General features: G+C 70.1%; 23 protein-coding genes and 2 pseudogenes. 14 read left to right on the top strand and 11 right to left on the bottom strand.

Features of this window, described 5'->3' with window-relative positions:
• Window positions 1-7 precede the first annotated feature (7 nt).
• The 4 genes from OG338_RS24570 to OG338_RS24555 are packed head-to-tail and all read left to right on the top strand — an operon-like array spanning window position 8 to window position 3,141.
• Window positions 8-721 carry an NDP-sugar synthase gene (locus OG338_RS24570; protein WP_405939382.1) on the top strand — a complete coding sequence of 238 codons (714 nt, stop codon included), beginning with the start codon at window positions 8-10 and terminating at the stop codon, window positions 719-721.
• Window positions 722-728: 7 nt separating this feature from the next.
• Window positions 729-1,655: an NAD-dependent epimerase/dehydratase family protein gene (locus tag OG338_RS24565; RefSeq protein ID WP_405939381.1), complete on the top strand. Its 927-nt coding sequence runs from the start codon at window positions 729-731 to the stop codon at window positions 1,653-1,655.
• On the top strand, window positions 1,652-2,314 hold the full coding sequence (locus OG338_RS24560; RefSeq protein ID WP_405939380.1) for a spherulation-specific family 4 protein: 663 nt from the start codon (window positions 1,652-1,654) through the stop codon (window positions 2,312-2,314). The genes OG338_RS24565 and OG338_RS24560 overlap by 4 nt, the downstream gene beginning before the upstream one ends.
• A gap of 14 nt (window positions 2,315-2,328) precedes the next feature.
• The gene (locus OG338_RS24555) at window positions 2,329-3,141 is read left to right on the top strand and encodes an endo alpha-1,4 polygalactosaminidase (RefSeq protein WP_405940520.1); all 813 of its coding nucleotides are present in this window, start codon (window positions 2,329-2,331) and stop codon (window positions 3,139-3,141) included.
• Between the two features lie 15 nt (window positions 3,142-3,156).
• Here OG338_RS24555 and OG338_RS24550 read toward each other — a convergent pair whose 3' ends face one another.
• Both OG338_RS24550 and OG338_RS24545 read right to left on the bottom strand, forming a co-directional pair.
• Window positions 3,157-3,690: a putative immunity protein gene (locus tag OG338_RS24550; protein WP_405939379.1), complete on the bottom strand. Its 534-nt coding sequence runs from the start codon at window positions 3,688-3,690 to the stop codon at window positions 3,157-3,159.
• Window positions 3,691-3,825: 135 nt separating this feature from the next.
• A complete protein-coding gene (locus OG338_RS24545; RefSeq protein ID WP_405939378.1) occupies window positions 3,826-4,323 on the bottom strand; it encodes an ATP-binding protein in 498 nt (165 codons plus the stop codon).
• A 123-nt stretch (window positions 4,324-4,446) separates the two neighbouring features.
• On the opposite strand from OG338_RS24545, the gene OG338_RS24540 reads away from it, so the two are divergent.
• The 3 genes from OG338_RS24540 (at window position 4,447) to OG338_RS24530 (ending at window position 5,808) form a co-directional block, all read left to right on the top strand.
• A complete protein-coding gene (locus OG338_RS24540; protein ID WP_405939377.1) occupies window positions 4,447-5,301 on the top strand; it encodes a Scr1 family TA system antitoxin-like transcriptional regulator in 855 nt (284 codons plus the stop codon).
• Window positions 5,298-5,486 carry a DUF397 domain-containing protein gene (locus OG338_RS24535; protein WP_405939376.1) on the top strand — a complete coding sequence of 63 codons (189 nt, stop codon included), beginning with the start codon at window positions 5,298-5,300 and terminating at the stop codon, window positions 5,484-5,486. Before OG338_RS24540 ends, OG338_RS24535 begins: the two co-directional genes overlap by 4 nt.
• A 133-nt stretch (window positions 5,487-5,619) precedes the next feature.
• Window positions 5,620-5,808: a DUF397 domain-containing protein gene (locus OG338_RS24530; protein ID WP_405939375.1), complete on the top strand. Its 189-nt coding sequence runs from the start codon at window positions 5,620-5,622 to the stop codon at window positions 5,806-5,808.
• Between the two features lie 76 nt (window positions 5,809-5,884).
• On the opposite strand, the gene OG338_RS24525 is transcribed toward OG338_RS24530, so the two are convergent.
• Genes OG338_RS24525 through OG338_RS24515 form a run of 3 tightly spaced genes read right to left on the bottom strand, consistent with a single transcriptional unit; the run spans window position 5,885 to window position 7,767 of the window.
• Window positions 5,885-6,808 (bottom strand): FAD-dependent oxidoreductase, encoded by a 924-nt coding sequence (locus tag OG338_RS24525; protein WP_405939374.1) that lies wholly within the window; start codon window positions 6,806-6,808, stop codon window positions 5,885-5,887.
• Window positions 6,809-6,812: 4 nt separating this feature from the next.
• Window positions 6,813-7,382 carry an isochorismatase family cysteine hydrolase gene (locus OG338_RS24520; RefSeq protein ID WP_405939373.1) on the bottom strand — a complete coding sequence of 190 codons (570 nt, stop codon included), beginning with the start codon at window positions 7,380-7,382 and terminating at the stop codon, window positions 6,813-6,815.
• A 25-nt stretch (window positions 7,383-7,407) separates the two neighbouring features.
• Window positions 7,408-7,767 carry a hypothetical protein gene (locus tag OG338_RS24515; protein ID WP_405939372.1) on the bottom strand — a complete coding sequence of 120 codons (360 nt, stop codon included), beginning with the start codon at window positions 7,765-7,767 and terminating at the stop codon, window positions 7,408-7,410.
• A gap of 77 nt (window positions 7,768-7,844) precedes the next feature.
• Here OG338_RS24515 and OG338_RS24510 point away from each other — a divergent pair, with 77 nt between their 5' ends.
• Complete coding sequence (locus tag OG338_RS24510; RefSeq protein ID WP_405939371.1) at window positions 7,845-8,069, top strand: hypothetical protein; 225 nt, start codon at window positions 7,845-7,847, stop codon at window positions 8,067-8,069.
• A 33-nt stretch (window positions 8,070-8,102) separates the two neighbouring features.
• On the top strand, window positions 8,103-9,914 hold the full coding sequence (locus tag OG338_RS24505) for a TerD family protein (RefSeq protein WP_405939370.1): 1,812 nt from the start codon (window positions 8,103-8,105) through the stop codon (window positions 9,912-9,914).
• Window positions 9,915-10,378: 464 nt separating this feature from the next.
• On the opposite strand, the gene OG338_RS24500 is transcribed toward OG338_RS24505, so the two are convergent.
• On the bottom strand, window positions 10,379-11,020 hold the full coding sequence (locus OG338_RS24500) for a DUF6928 family protein (protein WP_405939369.1): 642 nt from the start codon (window positions 11,018-11,020) through the stop codon (window positions 10,379-10,381).
• A 155-nt stretch (window positions 11,021-11,175) separates the two neighbouring features.
• Between OG338_RS24500 and OG338_RS24495 the strand changes: the two genes are divergently transcribed.
• On the top strand, window positions 11,176-11,685 hold the full coding sequence (locus OG338_RS24495; RefSeq protein ID WP_405939368.1) for a hypothetical protein: 510 nt from the start codon (window positions 11,176-11,178) through the stop codon (window positions 11,683-11,685).
• 159 nt (window positions 11,686-11,844) lie between these two features.
• Entirely contained in the window at window positions 11,845-12,033 is a 189-nt protein-coding gene (locus OG338_RS24490; protein ID WP_405939367.1) for a hypothetical protein, read from the top strand.
• A 7-nt stretch (window positions 12,034-12,040) separates the two neighbouring features.
• Here OG338_RS24490 and OG338_RS24485 read toward each other — a convergent pair whose 3' ends face one another.
• Window positions 12,041-12,478, bottom strand: a complete 438-nt coding sequence (locus tag OG338_RS24485; RefSeq protein WP_405939366.1) for a hypothetical protein — start codon at window positions 12,476-12,478, stop codon at window positions 12,041-12,043.
• A 92-nt stretch (window positions 12,479-12,570) separates the two neighbouring features.
• Window positions 12,571-12,687: pseudogene (locus OG338_RS24480) on the bottom strand (ATP-binding protein); the annotation flags it as partial.
• Between OG338_RS24480 and OG338_RS24475 the strand changes: the two are divergent.
• A pseudogene (locus tag OG338_RS24475) lies at window positions 12,680-12,967 on the top strand (Scr1 family TA system antitoxin-like transcriptional regulator); the annotation flags it as partial. The pseudogenes OG338_RS24480 and OG338_RS24475 overlap by 8 nt on opposite strands.
• Window positions 12,964-13,152, top strand: a complete 189-nt coding sequence (locus OG338_RS24470) for a DUF397 domain-containing protein (protein ID WP_405939365.1) — start codon at window positions 12,964-12,966, stop codon at window positions 13,150-13,152. The pseudogene OG338_RS24475 and the gene OG338_RS24470, both read left to right, overlap by 4 nt.
• 77 nt (window positions 13,153-13,229) lie before the next feature.
• On the opposite strand, the gene OG338_RS24465 is transcribed toward OG338_RS24470, so the two are convergent.
• Complete coding sequence (locus OG338_RS24465; RefSeq protein ID WP_405939364.1) at window positions 13,230-13,694, bottom strand: hypothetical protein; 465 nt, start codon at window positions 13,692-13,694, stop codon at window positions 13,230-13,232.
• A gap of 210 nt (window positions 13,695-13,904) precedes the next feature.
• Here OG338_RS24465 and OG338_RS24460 point away from each other — a divergent pair, with 210 nt between their 5' ends.
• The gene (locus tag OG338_RS24460) at window positions 13,905-14,867 is read left to right on the top strand and encodes a helix-turn-helix domain-containing protein (RefSeq protein WP_405939363.1); all 963 of its coding nucleotides are present in this window, start codon (window positions 13,905-13,907) and stop codon (window positions 14,865-14,867) included.
• A gap of 24 nt (window positions 14,868-14,891) precedes the next feature.
• On the opposite strand, the gene OG338_RS24455 is transcribed toward OG338_RS24460, so the two are convergent.
• Both OG338_RS24455 and OG338_RS24450 read right to left on the bottom strand, forming a co-directional pair.
• Window positions 14,892-16,283 carry a ricin-type beta-trefoil lectin domain protein gene (locus OG338_RS24455; protein WP_405939362.1) on the bottom strand — a complete coding sequence of 464 codons (1,392 nt, stop codon included), beginning with the start codon at window positions 16,281-16,283 and terminating at the stop codon, window positions 14,892-14,894.
• A gap of 16 nt (window positions 16,284-16,299) precedes the next feature.
• Window positions 16,300-18,438, bottom strand: a complete 2,139-nt coding sequence (locus tag OG338_RS24450; RefSeq protein ID WP_405940519.1) for an RICIN domain-containing protein — start codon at window positions 18,436-18,438, stop codon at window positions 16,300-16,302.
• Window positions 18,439-18,689: the final 251 nt, after the last annotated feature.

Genomic DNA, 18,689 nt, shown 5'->3' with positions numbered 1-18,689 from the left:
GAAGACCATGTACGCAGTGATCATGGCCGGCGGCAAGGGCGTCCGGCTGCGGCCCTACACCACGGCCCTGCCGAAGCCGCTGGTGCCGATCGGCGACCAGCACGCCATCCTCGAAATCGTTCTGCGCCAGCTCGCCTCGGCCGGTTTCACCGGCTGCACCATCGCCATCGGACATCTCGGGGAGATCATCCGGGCGTACGTCGGTGACGGCTCGCAGTGGGGCCTGAAGGTCGACTACTCCACCGAGGCGTCGCCGCTGGGGACCATGGGGCCGCTCCTGACGATGCGTGAGCGGCTGCCGGAGAACTTCCTGGTGATGAACGGGGACATCCTCACCGACCTCGATTACGCCGACGTCCTGCGCAGCCACCAGAGCTCGGGAGCGCCGCTGACCATCGCCACGTACGCCCGCCAGGTGCGCATCGACTTCGGTGTGCTGACCACCGACGCGAGCAAGGTGGTGGGTTTCACGGAGAAGCCGAGCATGGACTACCGCGTGTCCATGGGGGTGTACGGGCTGAGCCGGGCCACCCTCGACGGGTACACCGCCGGACTGCCGCTGGGCTTCGACGAACTGGTCCTGGACCTGCTGAATTCCGGTAACCCGCCGAGCGCCTACGAGTTCGACGGCTACTGGCTGGACATCGGCCGGCCCGACGACTACGACCGGGCCAACGCGGAGTTCACCACCCGCAAGTCCCTGCTGCTCAAGGGAGCCTGAGCACCACATGCGCATTCTCGTCCTCGGTTCCACCGGTTATCTGGGGGCCCACGTCGCCGAGCGGCTGGGCGCGCTCAAGGACGCGTGGGTCCTCACCGGCGGCCGGTCCCCCGCCGCCGGCGTCCGCGTCGACCTCGCCACCGACTCCGCCGACCGGCTCGCGAAGACGCTGGCGTCGGCGGCGCCGGACGCCGTGGTCAACTGCGCGGGTGCGACCGGCGGGGACCCGGTGACGCTGGCGGAGGCCAACGCCCGGGGGCCCGCCGTCCTGTGCGAGGCGATGGCGCTGGCCTGCCCCTCGGCCCGGCTGGTCCATTTCGGTTCGGCCGCCGAGTACGGCCCGGGGACCGACCGGATTCCGACGGCGGAGTCGGCGGCGACCCGCCCGCTCGGCGCCTACGGGGCCACGAAGCTGGCCGGCACGGTCACCGTCTCGGCCTCGGCCCTGGACGCGCTCGTCCTGCGGGTCGGCAACCCGGTGGGGCCCGGGGCGCCGCCCGGCGGACTGCCCGGCCGGGTCGTCCGCCTGCTGCGCGAGGCAGGTCCGGACCCGGCCGCGGTGCTCCGGCTCGGGGACCTGTCGGCGTACCGCGACTTCGTGGACGTACGCGATGTGGCGCGGGCGGTGGAGCGGGCGGTCACCGCGCCCGGGCCGCTGCCGCGCGTGCTCAACATCGGTGGCGGAGGCGCCGTACCGGTGCGCGAGCTCGTGCACACCCTGGCGGACATCGCGGGCTTCGCCGGACGCGTCGAGGAGCGGGGGGCCGGCTCCGCCCGTTCGGGGCAGGTGTCCTGGCAGTGCTCCGACATCTCCGCCGCCGGTGCGGCCCTCGGCTGGCGTCCCTCGTACGCGCTGCGGGAGTCCCTGGCGGCGCTGTGGTCCGCCCCCGTACGCCCGCCGGCCCCGCGCGAGGAAGGCGACCCGTCGTCGTGAGCCTGCTGATCCCGTTGTACGTCCACCCCGCCGTGGACCCGGACGCCTGGCACCGGCTCATCGAGGCGGCCGACCGCACCTACGCGGTCGTGCTCAATCCCGCCGACGGGCCCGGCGACGCGCCCGATCCCGCGTTCGTCTCGGCGGCGGGCGCGCTGCGCGGGGCGGGCGCCCGGGTGCTCGGCTATGTGGACACCGACTACGGCGTACGGCCCGCCGCCGACGTCATGGCCGATGCCGCCCGGCACCGGGAGTGGTACGCCACCGACGGCTGCTTCCTGGACCAGGTGAGCGCGGCCGGGGACGCGCTGCCCGACTACCGGAAGCTGGTGCGCGCGCTGCGCCGGCGGGGCGCGTCGACCGTGGTCCTCAACCACGGCGTGCACCCGGCCCCCGGCTACGCCAGGATCGCCGATCTCCTGGTCACGTTCGAGGGCCCCTGGTCCACCTATGTGTCGGCGTTCAGCAGACCCGACTGGACGACCCGCTGTGCACCCGACCGCCTCTGTCACCTGGTGTACGGCGTGCCCGAGGCGCTGGCCCCGCTGGCCGTGCGCACCGCCCACGAGCGGGGCGCCGCCGTGTCGGGCCCGGTGACCGGGGAGCCGCCCAACCCGTGGGCCGGGCTGACACCGGTGCTGTCCGGGGCGGGGCGGTGAGGCCCGGGGCCCGGTTGTGGGGCGCCCTGCTGGCCGTACTGGCGGTCGCGGTTCCCGCCGCCCTGCTGTCCGGCTGTTCCGGTCCGGGCGGCCGCCCGGACACGGCGTCGGGCAGTCCCGGCGGGGGCCGGTGGCAGCCTCGTCCGGGGCTGGCCTGGCAGTGGCAGCTCAACGGGAAGGTCGACGCCACGGCGGCCGACGTGCCGGTCTACGACATCGACGGCTTCGAGAACGACGCGAAGGACGTCGCCCGGCTCCACCGCGACGGCCGCAAGGTGATCTGCTACATCAACGTGGGCGCCTGGGAGGACTACCGGCCGGACAAGGACGACTTCCCCCACTCGGTGCGGGGCGGGCGGAACGGCTGGCAGGGCGAGCGCTGGCTCGACATCCGGCAGCTCGCCCTGCTGCGGCCGATCATGGAGCGGCGGTTCGACATGTGCCGGAAGAAGGGGTTCGACGCGGTGGAGCCCGATCTCGTGGAGGCGTACACCGAGGACACGGGCTTCCCGCTCACCGCGCGGGACCAGCTGCGGTACAACCGCATGATCGCCGGCATCGCCCACGAACGGGGCCTGGCGGTGGGCCTGAAGAACGATCTGGCGCAGATCCCGCAGCTGGTGGGCACGTTCGACTTCGCGGTCAACGAGCAGTGCGCCCAGTACGGCGAGTGCGCGAAACTCACCCCGTTCATCAAGGCGGACAAGGCCGTCTTCCACGTGGAGTACACCGAACCGACCGACCGCTTCTGCCCCACGTCCCGCAAGCTGGGCCTCTCCTCCATGCGGAAGAAATGGGAACTGGGCACCTGGCGCAGGGCGTGCTGAGCGACGCGGTTCGCGTCAGGGCGCCCGGCGGAGGGCGTCATCCAGCACGGTCATGAGCCGCGCGGCACGGCTCCTGCCGCCGGGCGCGGGCGGATACCGGCGGAGGACGTCGATCAGGACGGGGGTGGCCCGTTCGCGGGCCCTTTCGAGCGCGCGGTCACCGGCCCCCGGGTCGTCCTCCCCCGCCGCGATCTCCGCGATGCGGGCCGCGTTCGCGGCGGCGCGGAGGATGTGGCCGACCTGGTGGGCCTTCGCGATCGGGTGCAGGTAGGCGGCGGAGGCCGCGTCGCCGGCCGCCTGCGCGGCGAGCCGGGCGGGTTCCGTGGCCGCGTCCTTCGCCGCGCGGTGGGCGTCCATCGACGTGACGCGCTGAAGCCTGGTGCGGGGCGCGCCGGCGATGAACTCCCGGGCCGCCGCGATGGCGGCCCGGGGCCGTGTGTCGCCGGGGTGCACGTCCTCGAACACCGGCAGGACGTCCCGCGCCGCGTCGGTGGCGTAACGCGTTACGGTTCTCAGCTCGTCCAGGGTCAGCTCGAAGTCGCTCGGCACGCCGGCGATCCTCGCACAGGCGTCCGTCTGCTCCAGGCCGGCGATACCGAAGCCCGATCACGCCGTAATGCCGCAGCACCCGGGTCGCCGTTGCCCCATCCCGGCCTTGGCCCACGTAGATCCGCCGGACACGCTCTAGTCCGCGCCGCCGACCGTCATGTCGTATTCCGCCCACACCGTCTTCCCCGGCGCCCGCGTCCTCGCGTACCAGCCCCAGCGCGTGGCCAGGCCCTCGACCAGCAGCAGGCCGCGGCCGTCGTCCGCGAGGCCGGCGGCCGGGAGCTTGCCGGGTCGGGGCGGGACCCGTTCGCCCCGGGTGTCGGTCACCTCGATCCGCGCGGTCGGACCGGGCCGCTCCACGACCCGCAGCAGCAGGTGGAAGTCCCGTCCCGCCACGTGCCCGTGGCGCACCGCGTTCGCCGTCAGCTCGGCCGTGATCAGGACGACCGCTTCGTGCGTCTCCGTCCCGTACGGCAGACCCCAGGCGTCCAGCCGGACCGCCGACAGGCGGCGGGCCAGCCTGGCGCCCCGGGGCGTGGAGGTGAACCGCATGTCGAAACTCGGGGTGCCCAAGTGGGGGAAGTTATGGGTGGGTTGCATGGTGCGGTGGGGGCTGTCGATGTTGCTCGTCATGACTACGAGAGTCCTCGCCGTGGCGTAGCGTGACCAGTGGTGACGCACCGACGCGATCTCCTTGTACGCGCGCTGCCGCCACCAGTACGTGGAACACGGCGCGATCGAGCGAGGCAGGGTGCGATGACGGCAGAGCGGGTGGGCCCCGAGGAGATGGACGGCGCCCAAGCGGCGGACAAGGCGGGCCAGGACGTGGTCATCGCCTTCGGGCGGAGCCTGAAGACCTTACGGCTTCGGGCGGGCATGCAGCGGGACGAACTGGGCCGACGCCTGGGGTACTCGGCATCGACCATCGCCTCCTTCGAGCAGGGCCGGAGGATTCCGCCGCCGAGGGCGATCGACCAGGCCGACAAGGAGTTGGGCGCGGACAGTCTGCTGGTGGTGTGGAAGGAGCCGGTGGAGCAGGCGCAGTACCCGGTGTTCTTCCAGGGGATGGCGCAGTTGGAGAAGCAGGCCGTTGAGCTGTTGGTCTACGACACGCACGTCGTCAACGGCCTCCTCCAGACCGAGGACTACACGCGAGCGCTGCTCGCCATGCGACGCCCGCCTCTGGATCAGGAGACGGTCGAGCAACGAGTGGTAGCCCGCCTGGCCAGGCGGGACATCTTCGACCGCCGCCCCGCACCGCTCCTGAGTTTCGTGATGGACGAGGCTGTCCTGCGACACCGGTACGGCGGCCGAGAGGTGATAAAGGGGCAGTTGGAGCACCTGCTGCTCTTCGGTGAGCGGGGCAATGTGGAGCTCCAGGTGATGCCGACCAACTGCGAGGACAATGCGGGCGTGAACGGGCCGTTCACCGTCATCACACGCAAGGACGGCAAGAAGTACCTGTACGTCGAGGGGTTCAACACGAGCACCCTGGTAACCGATACCTCGCAGACGATCCTCGCCGCCGCACGCTATGGGATCATCCGTTCACAGGCTCTCAGCCCGCGAGAGTCACTGGCATTCATCAAGAAGTTGCTGGGAGAACTATGAACAACACCGAGCCCCTCGCCTGGTTCAAGAGCAGCTACAGCGGCACCGAGGGCGGCCAGTGCATCGAGGTCGCGACCAGCACCGAAGCCGTGCACGTCCGTGACTCCAAGGACGCGACCGGACCCGTCCTCCAGGTCTCACAGCACGCCTGGACCGGACTCGTCGGGCTCGCCACGGCGAAGTAATACAGGCGGCGTTTGTACGCGCAAGAGCCCTGCCGGTCCGTGTCTGACCGGCAGGGCTCTCGTCTGCCCCGAAACCGGCGTGGGGGCATCCACGCACGGACTCGCTTGTACGCAGACGTCGTTGGGAGTGCCCATGAACAGCACCGGACCCCTCACCTGGTTCAAGAGCAGCTACAGCGGCGCCGAGGGCGGCCAGTGCATCGAAGTCGCGACCAGCACCGAAGCCGTCCACGTCCGTGACTCCAAGGACGTGACCGGGCCCGTCCTCCAGGTCTCACAGCACGCCTGGACCGAACTCGTCGGACTCGCCACGGCGAAGTAATACAGGCTGCCTTGGCGGCCAGTGCCCTCGTGCTCGCGGCTCCCAGCACGGCAGCCGCCGACGGATTCCAGGGCTCTCAAGAGCCTTCGGCCCATGTGAGGGGCCCCCGGGTCGCGTAGTACACGTGCAGCGCTGCCTCGCTGCCGGAGCCCAGGGCGGTCATGATCCGTTGGAAGCGGGCGGAGCGGAGGTCGCCGGCCACGATGACGCGGGGGTGCTGGTCGATGGGCGGGCAGTAGCCGTCCGTGCCACGGGTCAGGGCTCCGGGTGGGGCGGCGGGGGCGCTTCCCAGGCTGAGGAAGGCGGCGTCCGCCGTGATCGTCCGGTGGGTACCGTCCTGTCCCACTGTCTCGGCCGACAGCCGGAAACCTTCCCCACCGCGCAGCGTCAAGTGATCGACGGGGAGGAGCGTGACCCGGGAGTCCTCGCGAATCTCCTCGATCTTGTACTCGTCCGCCGCCGGGTACGCCACGAAAAGGCGCGTGTCCGTGGTCGGGTGGGCGCGCAGGAAGGTGCCGATCGGGCGGTCGCCGCCGAGGACGAGGAGGGTCCGGCCTTGGGCGTCGTCGGCGTCGGCCTGCCAGAGCGCAGGCAGGGTCAGGCCGGCGGGGGCGGTGATCCAGGGCGCGTCGCTGGGTTGGAGAGGGCCGACGCCCGTGGCGACGATGGCGTACGGGGCGGTGAGAGAAGCACCCGTGTCCAATGTGGCGGTCACCTGGTCGTCGTCGGCGCAGAGCTCGATGACGTACCGACCGAGTGCGAGGCGGCAGAGCTCCGTGCTCTTCAACTCGGCGACGATGGCGCCGGCCAGCTCGGGGCCGCCGGTGTAGCCGCCGAGCACATTGTTCAGGGCCGGGATCCGGTACAGGTTCCTGCACAGCCGGTCCGGCTCGACCAGGATCGAGCGCATGCCGACGCTGGCGCCCATGCGTGCCGCAGCGCATCCGGCGGGTCCGCCGCCGATGATGATCAGGTCGGTGTCGTACCGCGTGTCGCCCATAGGGCTATTCCAGCACCGGGGCCCCTGCGTACACGGCGAGTTGGCCGGCCACGTGGTCCGTGGTGACAAGTTGGCCGGTTCCGATCAGGCGGCGGGCGACGACGAGTCCGGCGTCGTGTACGTGGGGGCCGGCGTCGCTGGCGCAGGCGTCGGTGACGATCCAGGGTGCGTAGCCGTGTTCGAAGGCGTCAGCCGCGGACTTCAGGACGCAGCTCTCGGTAGCGATCCCGCAGAAGACGAGGTCGGTCCAGCCGCCCCCGCGGACCAGTTCGGCCGCCTGGGAGGTGAAGAGCGTGTAGCCGGTCTTGTCGACGACAGCCTGCGCGCGGGCTGCCGCCTCCGCGAGCTCGGGGACGATGTCGGTTTCCGGTGGCCCTTGGAGTCGGCTCCACTGGAAGAAGCGCTCGTACGGGCTGTCCGGATAGTTGAAGTACCGGGTGAAGATCACGGGTCGGCCGGCGCCGGCCCACTGGGCGACTAGATCGGAGACCGCGGGCACGGCGTGGCGGCTTCGCTCGTTCACGAAGCCGTTCTGCATGTCGATCACGACCAGCGCGGCGCTGCCGATGTCCATCCGTTGCTTCTCCTGCCCCGTGTCCTCACCCGACGCCCTCTCGCAGAGCGTCCTGCGCGGCGCGCAGCCGTTCGGCCAGCCCGCTGGTCTTCATGATGGCCTCCCGCATCAGAACGTGTTGAGCGGTCTCCTGGGCTCGGGCGGTGGTGAGCCGGGAGGAGGCGGCACGCAGGAAGCGCCAGCCGTACTGCTCGGGCATGAAGGGGTCCTGGCCCTCCTCGATCATCTGCTGCACCTGACGGGTGAAACACCAGAGGGCTTGGACGGTCAGTTCGCAGGCGACCAACTCGTCGATGGTGAGGCTGCGCTCGCGGGAGCCGGAGGCGTAGGCGACGCCGGGCCAGCCCGCATAGGCGGTGGACACACCCCGTACGCCGAAGGACACGATGTCGGGGTGGTCGAAGCCGGTGGCGAGGAGAGTTGTACGCCGTGTGGCCTGGAGAGTGGTCCAGTCATCTCTTCGTGATCGACGATCTGGACGAGTACGCCAGGGCCCGCGGCATCAAGCACGACGTGCAGCGGACAGGGCCGGCCGAGCACGTGCACCAGGTCCGCTGGACCGCGTCGGGCGACGAACAGAATCCTCGTCAGAGTCTTTTCCCCTCCCTTCAGGCGCCTTCCAAGCACACTTGGCCGCAGGTTCGAGTCCTGCCTTCTCATATCGGGACAAAGGCAGATGCAGGTTGAGGGAAGGTCACATGGCCACTCATCCTTGGCGCCATGAGTCTCGCCGCGCCTCCCTTCCCGCCACCCGCCGTGGGCGACTACGCCCACGACTGGGCCCTCGTCGATGTCGAGACCTCCGGGGTCATACCCCGCCGGGACCGGGTGCTGTCGGTCGCCGTCGTGACCATCGGGGCGGATGGGCGGCAGACCGGGGAGTTCTCCACACTGGTGAATCCCGGATGTGACCCTGGGCCGGTCGAGGTGCACGGGCTGACCGCTGAGCGGCTGCTCGGAGCACCGGCCTTCGAGCAGGTCGCCGAGCGGATCGGGGAGATGCTGAAGGGCCGGGTCCTCGTTGCTCACAACGCGCAGTTCGATTACGAGTTCCTCGCCCACGAGTTCGCCCACGCGCGGATGTGGCTACCGGTGTCGCAGAGGCTGTGCACTCTGGCACTGAACCGGCAGGTGGACCCGCCAACGTCTGACCTGAAGCTGGGCACGCTGGCCGCCCACTACGGCGTACCGCAGCAGCACGCGCACGACGCACTGGACGACACCCGGGTGCTCGCCGGGATCCTGCGGGCATCGCTGCGCGAGGCCGCGCGGCTCGCCTTGTCGTTGCCACTCGTACCCTGCCCGCCGCGGGCCGAGTCCCAGTTCACGCCGAAGCCGCCCAAGACGCCGTGCGCCTATCGCAATCCGGGGCGGCTGAAGCCGAGTGCGGCGTTGCAGCAGGGGATGAAGGTCGCGATCACCGGTGAAACTTCCTGCGCGCGCGCTGAGTTGATCGGCCGAGGCGTGGCAGCCGGGCTCAACATGATGACCTCGGTCAGCCACCACACGAGCGTCCTGGTCACCAATGAGCCCGCGTCCGGTTCGGCCAAGGCCCGGCGGGCGACTACCGAAGGCATTCCCGTCATCGACGAGGGCGCCTTCCTCAAGCTGCTCGACACCGTGGAACCCGGAACGTCGCACGAGGCATCCGGGGCGGCGCCCAGCGTTCCGGCGCCTCGTCGGCCGACGCCCGCGCCGACCAGGTCGGCCGACAAGCCGTTGCAAGACCGTCGCGTGCTCGTCCTGGGCGGCATGCACGAAGAGGCTGTCGCCGCACGTACGCGGGTCGTCGAGCTGGGTGGGTCCGCTGCGGTCAATCTCTCTCGGAGCGTCACCGACGTCGTCGTCCTCACCGGTGGGGAGAAGGACCGTCGTATGCGCCGGATCTCGGAGCTGGAACTCGCCGTGCATGACGAACGCTGGCTCGCCTCCCCAATTGCCGTAACCGAAACCATCGTCCAGGCAGAGGCTGCACCGGGTGAGGAGGCGGCTACGGGCATCACGGCACTGCCCTTCCACGTACTCCCCCGTGGCGGAGTCATCGATCTGTCCACCCCTCAGTGGCATCTCACCGCTGCCTGGGCCCCCCAGAGCCGCTGCGAGGTCGATGTTGTCGCATTCGTACTGGACGAGGACGAACAGGTCACCTTCGACGAAGACTTCGTCTTCTACGGCGCCCCGGAGAACCCCGCGGGCACCGTGCGGCTCCTCACCGACGGACCCGCCGAACAGACTGTCGCCATCGACCTCGCCGCCCTCCCACCCGCCTCCCACAAAGTCGTCGTCGCTGCCGCCATCGATGGCATGGCCACCTTTGGTGATATCGGCGCGGTCCAGATCAGTACTGCTTCCGGCAGTGACGCCGCCCCGTCGGCCCGCGCCACCCTGGACGCCGCCACCACCGAACGCACCCTGATCCTGGGCGAGTTCTATCGTCGCGGCCTCATCTGGCGCTTCCGCGCCGTCGGCCAGGGCTACGACCACGGCCTCGACACACTCGCCCGAGGGTTCGGCGTCGAAATCACCGACTGAAGTGGCTCGCTCCTGCGCCCGGCACCCGGGTCGTCAACCTGGGCCCGGGCGCGGTGCCCTGACCGGTGCCGCGCTGGCCCGTGGCTGCCGGGTGACAGCGTCGTCCACCTGCTCGATGATCCGGCCGCGGCGGCCCGGGAGACCCGCCGCGTCCTCGCCCCCGGCGGGGTGTTCTTCTTCTCCGTTCCCGGTGACGTCGAGGACGCGCCGGAGTGGGAGTTCTACGGGGCTCTCTTCCGGGAGTTCCAGCCCCTGATTCCCGAGGGACAGGGGCGGCTGAGTCGCCTCGCCCCCTGGACGCGGAACGGCTGCTCACGGCCACGGGGCTCTCCCACGGCTCCCGCGCCTACTTCGACGCCCTCCCGGCCGATGCCCGTACGGAGTTCGAAGCGCGGGTGCGGGCGGAACTGTCCACCATGGACCCGATCGTGTTCGCGGCCGGAGCCCGCCTCTGGAGGGGCATCTCAGCGGCCTGACCTCGGGCGGCGAACCGCACCATCGTGCGTGAGGGCGAAGCCCAGCAGGGGGATCTCGTCCGGGTCGACGTCATCAGGCGAGGGGCGGCCCTCCAGGAGGAAGCCGAAGAAGGATCGGAGGGCTTCGTTGCCCAGATCGAGGGGGTGGAACGGCAGCGCGTAGTCCTCCATCGCCCGGTCCCCCGCCCAGTACGGCGCCTCGAAGGGGAACGGGTCGCCGACGTTCTCCACGATGCCTCCGTCCGGCGACAGGCTCAGGGAGCGGCGGAGGCGGCCCTCCTCCCAGACCGCGAACGCCAGCCAGTCCGAGGCGCTGTGCATCGCGTGCAGGATCACGCGTCGGCCCTCGGCGGCCTCCAAGAGGTGCGCCGGGAGTTCCGACGGGCGGTCGAACATCAGCCGCCGGTCGCAGAGCAGGTCCACGCCGGGAAAGCTCCCCGCGTACGTGATGCCCTCCGGCGGATACGTCGATTCGGCCAGGACGTCCCCCTCCGTCGGCACCGTCCCCCGGCCCGGGAACACCCGGGCGACCAGCTCCGCCGTTCCCGCTGCCCGCGGCTCACCGGCCGCCTTCAGTACGGGGGCCACGTCCCCGTCCGCGTACGCAAGTATCGCCGTCTTCGCTCCCATGCACCGCACGCTAGCCCCCCCCACTGACAGCCCCGCGCCTTCCATCGCCTCATGACGGCCGCTCCTGAAGGCATCTCTGTACGATCACCGAACACTGGCGCTGCTCCACGTGGTGCCCTGTGCGGATAGTTCGGAGGGGTTGGCGGGTGTCCGCTGTGGATTTCTACGCTCGCGTCGCCGGCTGCGGCGAGGTCCTGGGAGCGGGCGTCGGTGCGGACCCGGGGGCCTGGGAAGCCGCCCTGGGGGCGACATTCCTCGATGTTCCCGGTGGCGGTCTGCTACGGCGGGACTACGGGCTCGTGGAGATCAACTTCTCGCCGGACCAGCCGGGGCCGTCCGGGCAGCTGTCGTGCTTCGGCTTCGGCGTGAAGGCCCAACGCCTGCTGTACGACCAGTCCCCGAGCACCGTGCCGGCCCCGCTCTCGCGGGAGTACGGGGAATTCGCACCCAGAGTTCCCTTCAAGGAACTACAGGCCGCCATCCTGGCCCTGGGCCACACGATCACACTCGACAAGCAGAACACGTCGCGTGACATGGACTGCTACCGCGTATCCGCGTCCACCGCCCGCATCCACGTCGTCGCCGACCCCGATCCTTACGGGACCGGCGCCCCGGATCCCGACGAGCATCGAAGGGGTGACGTCTGGTCTGTCGACGTGTGGTGACCAGCCGCGGGCTCTGTCTCCTTGGCGTTGCCCGCCATGCGAAGCTGTGCGCCATGGCGCCCGTGGCCTCGCTCTGCCCGCGCTGCTGACCTCGCTCATCGATCGCGGCTTCTGGCACCATCCGGCGGCGTCGCCCCGCTCGGACTTCCCTGGCTCGACGTGGAACAGGCCGTACTGATCGCCACCACGGGCAACCCCGGCGATGACGGCGCCCTGGCTCTCGACTACCGGACCGACCCCTCGGATCCCCGCGTCGTCGGCAGCGACTTCTGGACGGACGCCGCTCTGTGCCGGTGGCGGGTCGTGGCGCCCAGCTTCTCGGGCTTCGTCGCGAGCTTGGGCCTGTAGCTCCGCCCTAGCGCCCCGGCCAATGCGGGTTCGGCAGGCCGTCGTTGCCCATGTGGGTGCGGCGCCAGAGCCCTGTCCAGGTGTACGGGGTCTGCGGGACGACCAGGTGTCGCTGCCCGCACGGGCAGGGCGTCAGCACCCAGGCGCACCCGGGGCACAGCGCCACCCAGCCGTGACCGGACGAGTGGGACACCGGTGGTCGCTCGTCGCCGCAGGCGGGGCAGCCGGGGAGGTCGGCGCCGTCCAGCAGCGCGTTCTGGCGCCGGACGTACGCGGGCAGCCGCAGCGGCGGATGGCGGAACGGGTCCTCGTACCAGCCGCGATTCGGGCTCTCCGACCAGCTCCACAGCCACCACGGTCGCGGGCTCGCCACGGCCCGCCGCCCGGCCCTCTTCTCCGCCCGGCGCCGCGCGGCGTACTCCTCCGTCCGCGCGAGCCACAGCACCCGCGCCTCGTGCAGTGCGTGGCCGCCAGGTCCAGGACCACCCCGCCGTTCACGTACGCCCCCTGTGCCGTCCTCGCTCCCATGCCCCCACGCTAATCCGCGCCGCCGGCCGTCATGTCGTATTCCGCCCACACCGTCTTCCCCGGTGCCTGCTTCCTCGGGTACCAGCCCCAGCGCGTGGCCAGGCCCTCGACCAGCAGCAGGCCGCGACTGGAGCACCTCCTCCTCATCGGACAGCGTCGTAACGTGGAGATCCAGGTGATGCCTACCGACTGCGAGGACAACGCGGGCGTGAACGGCCCGTTCACCGTCGTCACACGCAGGGACGGCAAGAAGTTCCTCTACGTCGAGGCTCAGAACACGAGCACCCTGTCGACCGATCCGGAGCTGACGGTTCTCGCCGCAGCGCGCTATGGGATCATCCGTTCACAGGCTCTCAGCCCGCGAGAGTCGCTGGCGTTCATCGAGAAGTTGCTGGGAGAGCTATGAACAACGCTGAGCCCCTTGCCTGGTTCAAGAGCAGCTACAGCAACACCGAGGGCGGCCAGTGCATCGAGGTCGCGACCGGCCCCGGAACCGTCCACGTCCGTGACTCCAAGGACATGGCCGGACCGGTCCTCCACCTGTCGCACGACGCCTGGGCCGGGTTCGTCGGACTCGCCACGGCGAAGTAGTACGGGCCGCGTCTGTACGCGCCGGAGCCCTGCCGGTCCGCCTCGGACCGGCAGGGCTCTCGCGTGCGCGTAACAGCTCAGGGGCGCCAGCCGTCGGGGACGCTGCCCTGGCGGACCTGGGTCGTGCCGCTGCACAGGCCGTTGTCGGACGGCGGCCAGATGTTGATCACGTCGACGTCGTTCGCCCAGGTGCCGCCGTTGGGGTGGGCATAGTCGCCGAGGTTCACGGAGGTGTTCCGCGGGATGCAGATGTACCGGTCCGGGGAGGGCCCGGTGTCGAGCAGCCAGACGGAGTCGTTGTTCAGCGTGTTGACGACCGCGTCCGTGGTGTTCCAGTGGGCCTTCGGCATCGACTGGTAGCCCGGGACCTTGTAGCGGCCCCAGATGGTGCCCGACTGATAGGAACCGTTGAACAGGCACACGTACGGGTAGCTGCAACCGTGCGCGCTGGCGGCCGTTGCGGGCGAGGCGGCCAGGGGAATCGCGGCGGCGACTACACCCAGGGCGAACAGAGTTGCGGTGAGTCTGGTCCTCAGGGACATCGGGCTCCCATTCCTGCTCAGAGGTGCGTAACGGGTTCGCTGATGGACCCTAGAGTCGTCGGCGGCCGCTGACTTTGCCCGTTGTGCACAGCTCTTTGTCAGTAGCGCGCCGCCCCGGACAGCACACACGCCTCGCGAATTTCAGACGTTGCGCGGTGGGGGCGGCTCCCCCACACTCATCTCGGATCGTTCATGTCGAAGGGGGCGCACATGAGTCCGGCGCTGGATACTGCGTACATTCCGTTACGGGACCGCGAGGAGATCATCCGGCACGCGGTGTGGGATTCCGTGGTGCCGATGGACATCGACCACCGGGCGCCCGACGGGGAGATCCGGGCGCGGATGGACGTGGAGGCGGTCGGGGCGTTACGGGTCTGCACGGCGCGGTCGTCGGCGGTGACGTTACGGCGGACCGAGCAGCTCGTGCGGAAGGACGAGGAGCCTTCGCTCTTCATCAGTCTTCAGGTGACGGGCACCAGCATGGCGGCGCAGAACGGGCGCCAATGCGTCATCGGGCCCGGGGAGTTCGCGGTGTTCCGGTCGGACGCGACCTACACGATGCTCTTCGACGAAGGCGTCGACCACCACTTCCTGCGGCTGCCCCTCTCCGTGTTGGGGCTGCCCGACCGGCTGATCCGGGACACCACCACGCTCACGTTCGGCGCCGGGGACCCGCTCGCGCGGCTGGCGTACACGTACTTCTCGGAGCTCGCCCGGAGCGACGAGCTGCACCGCAGCGACCAGGCGGCCGCCGTGCTGCCGCCGAGCGTGGAGCTGCTGCGCGCCGTCCTGGTCTCCCGGCACGGGGCCATCGCGCCGGCGAAGGAGCCGATGGAGGCGACGCTCGGGCTGCGGATCACGCACTACATCCGGGAGCATCTGGCCGAGCCCGATCTGTCGGCGGCGCGCATCGCGGCCGCGCACGGCATCTCCGTACGGCATCTGTACACCGTGCTGTCCCGGGCGGGGATCGCCCTCGGGGACTGGATTCGGGCCCGGCGGCTGGAGGCGTGCAAGCGGGAGCTGGCCGGGCCCGCCGGACGGGCGCGGACCGTGGCGGCGGTCGCGCGGAGCTGGGGCTTCGTGAACGCGGCCCACTTCAGCAAGGTCTTCAAGGACGCGTACGGGATGTCGCCGCGGGCCTGGCGCGATCGGCATCACCCGCACCGGTGATACCGATCGCGCCGGGCCGGGCCGTCAGGCCAGCGTCCAGGTCTGGTTCGCCGTGCCGCCGCACGTCCAGATCTGGAGCTGGTTGCCGTCCGTGGTGCTCCAGTCCGTGACGTCGAGGCACTTGCCCGAACCGGAGTTGACCAGGCTGCCGTTGGCGCCGGTCGTCCAGGACTGGGCGGCGGTGCCGTTGCAGTCGTAGAGCTGGACCTTCGTGCCGTTGGCGGTGCCGGCCGCCGTGACGTCGAGGCACTTGCCGAGGGCGCGGAAGGTGTTGCCGTCCCGGGTCCACTGCTGGGCCGACGTGCCGTTGCAGGTGTAGAGGTCGACCTTGGTGCCGTTGGCGCTGTCGGCGCCGGCGACGTCGACGCACTTGCCGCCGTAGCCCTTGATGGCGGTGGTGCCGGCCGGTGGGTCGACGGGGCCGCCGCCGCCGGTTATGGCCTTGAAGGTGTTGGTGAACTGCCAGGTGCTCTGCGGGGTGCCGCTCTGGCCCTGGTTGTCGCGGCCGAGGGACCAGAAGGTGAGTTCCTGGATGCCCTTGCTCGCGGCGAAGGCTTCGAGTTCCTGGGCGTCCTGGACGGTGAAGACCTCGGCGGCGGTGTCGTTGACGCCGATCATCGGGCAGTTGCCCTCCATCGCCCACAGCTCGGCGGAGGACTTGTCGGTCCAGATCTGGCCGAGCTGGGTGTGCAGTCCGTTCGCGGCGCTGATCGCGGCCTGGCCCATGTCCATGGCGGGGCCGTAGTCCATGGTCATGATGTTGACCAGGTTGACGTCCAGGTTGTGGCTCTTGGCGTTCTTCAGGAGCGCGATGCCGTTGGACTCCAGGCCGCTGGGGCTGACCGGGAGGGTGAAGTCGACGTCCAGCTTCCGGCCCTGGGCCGCGTAATCGTTCTGGAGGTTGGCCAGTGCCTGGTTGCGTCGGTCGTTGGCGGCGGTGTTGTCGAGGGTGCTGCCCTCGATGTCCAGGTCGATGCGGGTCAGGTTGAACTGGTCGATGACCTTCTTGTACTGGGCCTGCATCGCGGACACCGAGCCACAGGAGGCGAGTTCGCTGCCGCTCGCGCCGCCGAAGGAGGCGATCACATCGCCGCCCACCGCGCGCAGGCTGTTGACGGCGTTGTTCCAGCCGGAGTCGGTGACCGGGGTGTCGCCGTTGATGGTGGCGTTGCAGGTGCCCTGGCTGACGATGAAGGCCAGCGTGTAGTACTTGTTGCCGGTCGCGTTGTACGCGTTCATCAGGCTGGACGGGCTGTTCCACATCTCCGCGTACGGGGCCGCGTAGTGCGCGGGGAAGCCGGGGCCGGGGTTGGCGGCGGCGGAGGCGGGGGCGGCGGCCGTGGCGACCAGGCCGGCGGCGGCCAGCGGCACGACGCCGAGCAGGGCGGTGAGCCATCTGCTGCGTGATCCGAGCATGGTGGGTCCCTCCGGTTTACGGGTAGGTGGTGAGGTACGCGACGTTGCTGCCGGGCGTGACGGCCGCGCCGGTGCCGTTGATGATGTGGCTGATCGTTCCGGCGCCGCCGAGGACGACGGTGACCATGTCGTGGAACTTCACGCCGGAGGTCTGGGGCCCCTCGAAGGAGTGGTCCTCGACCACCGACGGGTTGACGTTGAAGTACGCGTAACTGCCCAGGCCCCACGCTTCGTGGCTGGTCACGGACGCGCCGACCTTGTACGCGGGATAGCCGTTGGTGTTCCCGTTCTTCCAGGCGCTCTGATTGGGCGGGTCGTACGGCAGCTCGTTCTGGAAGAAGTACGTGCGGCCGCCGTTGCCGTTCCAGATGACCTGGGTCTTCTGGTAGTGCTCCACGAACAGCCCGTACGCGGTGACGTTCCGGCCGTTGACGACGAGCCCGGTGTCCGCGGTGTTGGTGTTCCAGCCGACCGTTCCGCCGTTGCCGTGGTCGGCGCGCCAGATCCAGGTGTGGTCGATGATCGTGTCGTCGGTGTTGACGACCAGCGACTGGGTGGCCTTGCCGACGGTCGCGCCGCCGATGCGGAAGAACACGTCGTTGAGCGTGACGGGGTTGGCGGCGTGGCTCGCCGACGAGCCGTCGGGCCCGATCCGCATCAGGGTCTGGGAGTTGACCGTACCGGCGTCGACCAGGACTCCGGCGATCTTGATGCCGTCCACATCGGCCGTGGTGAGCGCGGTGATGCCGTTGTCCGGGATGAGCGTGGCGAGGCCCATGCCGAGGACGACGGTGTCGGGGCGGGTGACGTCGAGCGTCTGGTTGAGGTGGTAGACGCCGGGGGTGATGAGGAGGTTCTTGCCGGCGGCCAGCGCCGCGTTCATGTCGGCCGCGCTCGCGCCGGGCTTCGCGATGTAGAAGTCGTCCAGCGGCAGCGAGGAGCCCGCCTGGTTCTTGCCGCTCCAGGTGGTGGCCGAGGCATTGGTCTGCGCGGCGGGTACGAAGACCTTCCAGGCGCCCGCGTCGTCCACGTACAGGAAGGGCTTCTCGCGGTTGACCGGGGCGGCGGGGACGGTGGTGTAGGTCGGGAAGGACTGGGCGGGGGCGCCCTGGTCACCGACGAAGACCATGTTCCAGTTGGAGCCGGACCAGGAACCCATCCGGGTGTTCTTGGTCAGGAACTGCTGCTGGCTGCCCGACTGGATCTGGCCGTCGATCTTCGAGTCGGAGATGAAGCCGCCGCTGGACCAGCCGCCGTCGTCCAGCTTGAGATTCCCGCGCACGTGCATGCGCCGGTACGGTGCCGCCTGCGAGACGGCCCAGCGGTCGCTGCCGCCGTTCGGCGTGACGGAGAGGTTCTCGGCGTCGCGCCAGAAGTTCTGGGTGGCGTTGCCCTGGAACCAGTCGGCCTCGGCGTGGACGGCGCCGTTGATGTTCACCGCGTCCGGGGACAGGCCGAGGCCGGCGACCTGGGTGTAGAAGCCGACGTTGACGTCCGCGCTGTACGTGCCCGGCTTGAACAGGACCGCGTAGCGCTGGGAGCCGAACTGGTTGGACTGCTGCTGGTTGAAGATGCTGTTCAGCTTGGACTGGATGGACGAGGCGGACATCGACGGGTCGAAGATCACCGTGTTCGGGCCGAGGTCCGGGTTGTTCCCCGTGGGCGGGTCCGTGGGGTCGGTCGGGTCCACGGCGCCGGAGTAGCTCCACTTCTGGTTGCCGGTGCCGGTGCAGTCCCAGATCTGTAGCCGGGCGCCGTCCGCGTTGCTGTTGTCCTTGATGTCCAGGCACTTGTCCGCGGCGGTGTTGACCAGGTCACCGGCGGCGGTCAGCCGCCACTTCTGGCTGGCGACGCTCGCGTAACAGGTCCACAGGTGGACGGCGGTGCCGTTGGCCGTGCCGTTCGCGGCCAGGTCCAGGCACTTGCCCTTCGCGGTCAGCGAGCCGTCGCTGTTGAGCGTCCAGCTCTGGTTCTGGCTGCCGGGGTAGCAGGTCCACATCTGGGCGGGCGTGCCGTCGGCGGTCGAACCGTCGGTGACGTCGAGGCACTTGCCGTTGCCGGTGTTGGTCAGGGCGCCGGGGGTCGCGGCGCCGGCGGTGCCGGTGCCCAGGGCGACGAGCGCGCCGGCGGCGGCCAGTGAGGCGGACAGCGCCATGGCCAGGGGGGTGGTCCGCCGTCTGCGGCGGTGGAGTGGTCTCGGCATGGGGGGCCTTCCTGTGGTGGGGGTGTCGGGCGGGGACAGGTGCATGACAGGAAATGCGGTCCGGCCTTATTTCAAGCCGTGAAGCTAGGCCCGCCGTCGACTGCCCGTCAACCCCCGTGCACGAGTCGGCCCTTCACCTTCTGTAGGCACTTGGGGCGCGATCACGAGAAACCGCGGGGTTGCCGTAAGCCTTCTGAAGCCGC

The organism is Streptomyces sp. NBC_00726 (assembly GCF_045161735.1).
Lineage (GTDB): Bacteria > Actinomycetota > Actinomycetes > Streptomycetales > Streptomycetaceae > Streptomyces.
Note: the sequence above shows the minus strand (reverse complement) of the source record. Positions and strands in the feature narration are given on the sequence as shown.

What these genes read in the sequence shown, in the direction of transcription:
- OG338_RS24505 (WP_405939370.1), top strand. Translation starts at nt 8,103, where the DNA reads ATGAGTCTCGCCGCGCCTCCCTTCCCGCCACCCGCCGTGGGCGACTAC.
- OG338_RS24500 (WP_405939369.1), bottom strand. Translation starts at nt 11,020, where the DNA reads ATGGGAGCGAAGACGGCGATACTTGCGTACGCGGACGGGGACGTGGCC.
- OG338_RS24530 (WP_405939375.1), top strand. Translation starts at nt 5,620, where the DNA reads ATGAACAGCACCGGACCCCTCACCTGGTTCAAGAGCAGCTACAGCGGC.
- OG338_RS24450 (WP_405940519.1), bottom strand. Translation starts at nt 18,438, where the DNA reads ATGGCGCTGTCCGCCTCACTGGCCGCCGCCGGCGCGCTCGTCGCCCTG.
- OG338_RS24570 (WP_405939382.1), top strand. Translation starts at nt 8, where the DNA reads ATGTACGCAGTGATCATGGCCGGCGGCAAGGGCGTCCGGCTGCGGCCC.
- OG338_RS24455 (WP_405939362.1), bottom strand. Translation starts at nt 16,283, where the DNA reads ATGCTCGGATCACGCAGCAGATGGCTCACCGCCCTGCTCGGCGTCGTG.
- OG338_RS24465 (WP_405939364.1), bottom strand. Translation starts at nt 13,694, where the DNA reads ATGTCCCTGAGGACCAGACTCACCGCAACTCTGTTCGCCCTGGGTGTA.
- OG338_RS24540 (WP_405939377.1), top strand. Translation starts at nt 4,447, where the DNA reads ATGACGGCAGAGCGGGTGGGCCCCGAGGAGATGGACGGCGCCCAAGCG.
- OG338_RS24520 (WP_405939373.1), bottom strand. Translation starts at nt 7,382, where the DNA reads ATGGACATCGGCAGCGCCGCGCTGGTCGTGATCGACATGCAGAACGGC.
- OG338_RS24470 (WP_405939365.1), top strand. Translation starts at nt 12,964, where the DNA reads ATGAACAACGCTGAGCCCCTTGCCTGGTTCAAGAGCAGCTACAGCAAC.
- OG338_RS24525 (WP_405939374.1), bottom strand. Translation starts at nt 6,808, where the DNA reads ATGGGCGACACGCGGTACGACACCGACCTGATCATCATCGGCGGCGGA.
- OG338_RS24565 (WP_405939381.1), top strand. Translation starts at nt 729, where the DNA reads ATGCGCATTCTCGTCCTCGGTTCCACCGGTTATCTGGGGGCCCACGTC.
- OG338_RS24535 (WP_405939376.1), top strand. Translation starts at nt 5,298, where the DNA reads ATGAACAACACCGAGCCCCTCGCCTGGTTCAAGAGCAGCTACAGCGGC.
- OG338_RS24460 (WP_405939363.1), top strand. Translation starts at nt 13,905, where the DNA reads ATGAGTCCGGCGCTGGATACTGCGTACATTCCGTTACGGGACCGCGAG.
- OG338_RS24545 (WP_405939378.1), bottom strand. Translation starts at nt 4,323, where the DNA reads ATGACGAGCAACATCGACAGCCCCCACCGCACCATGCAACCCACCCAT.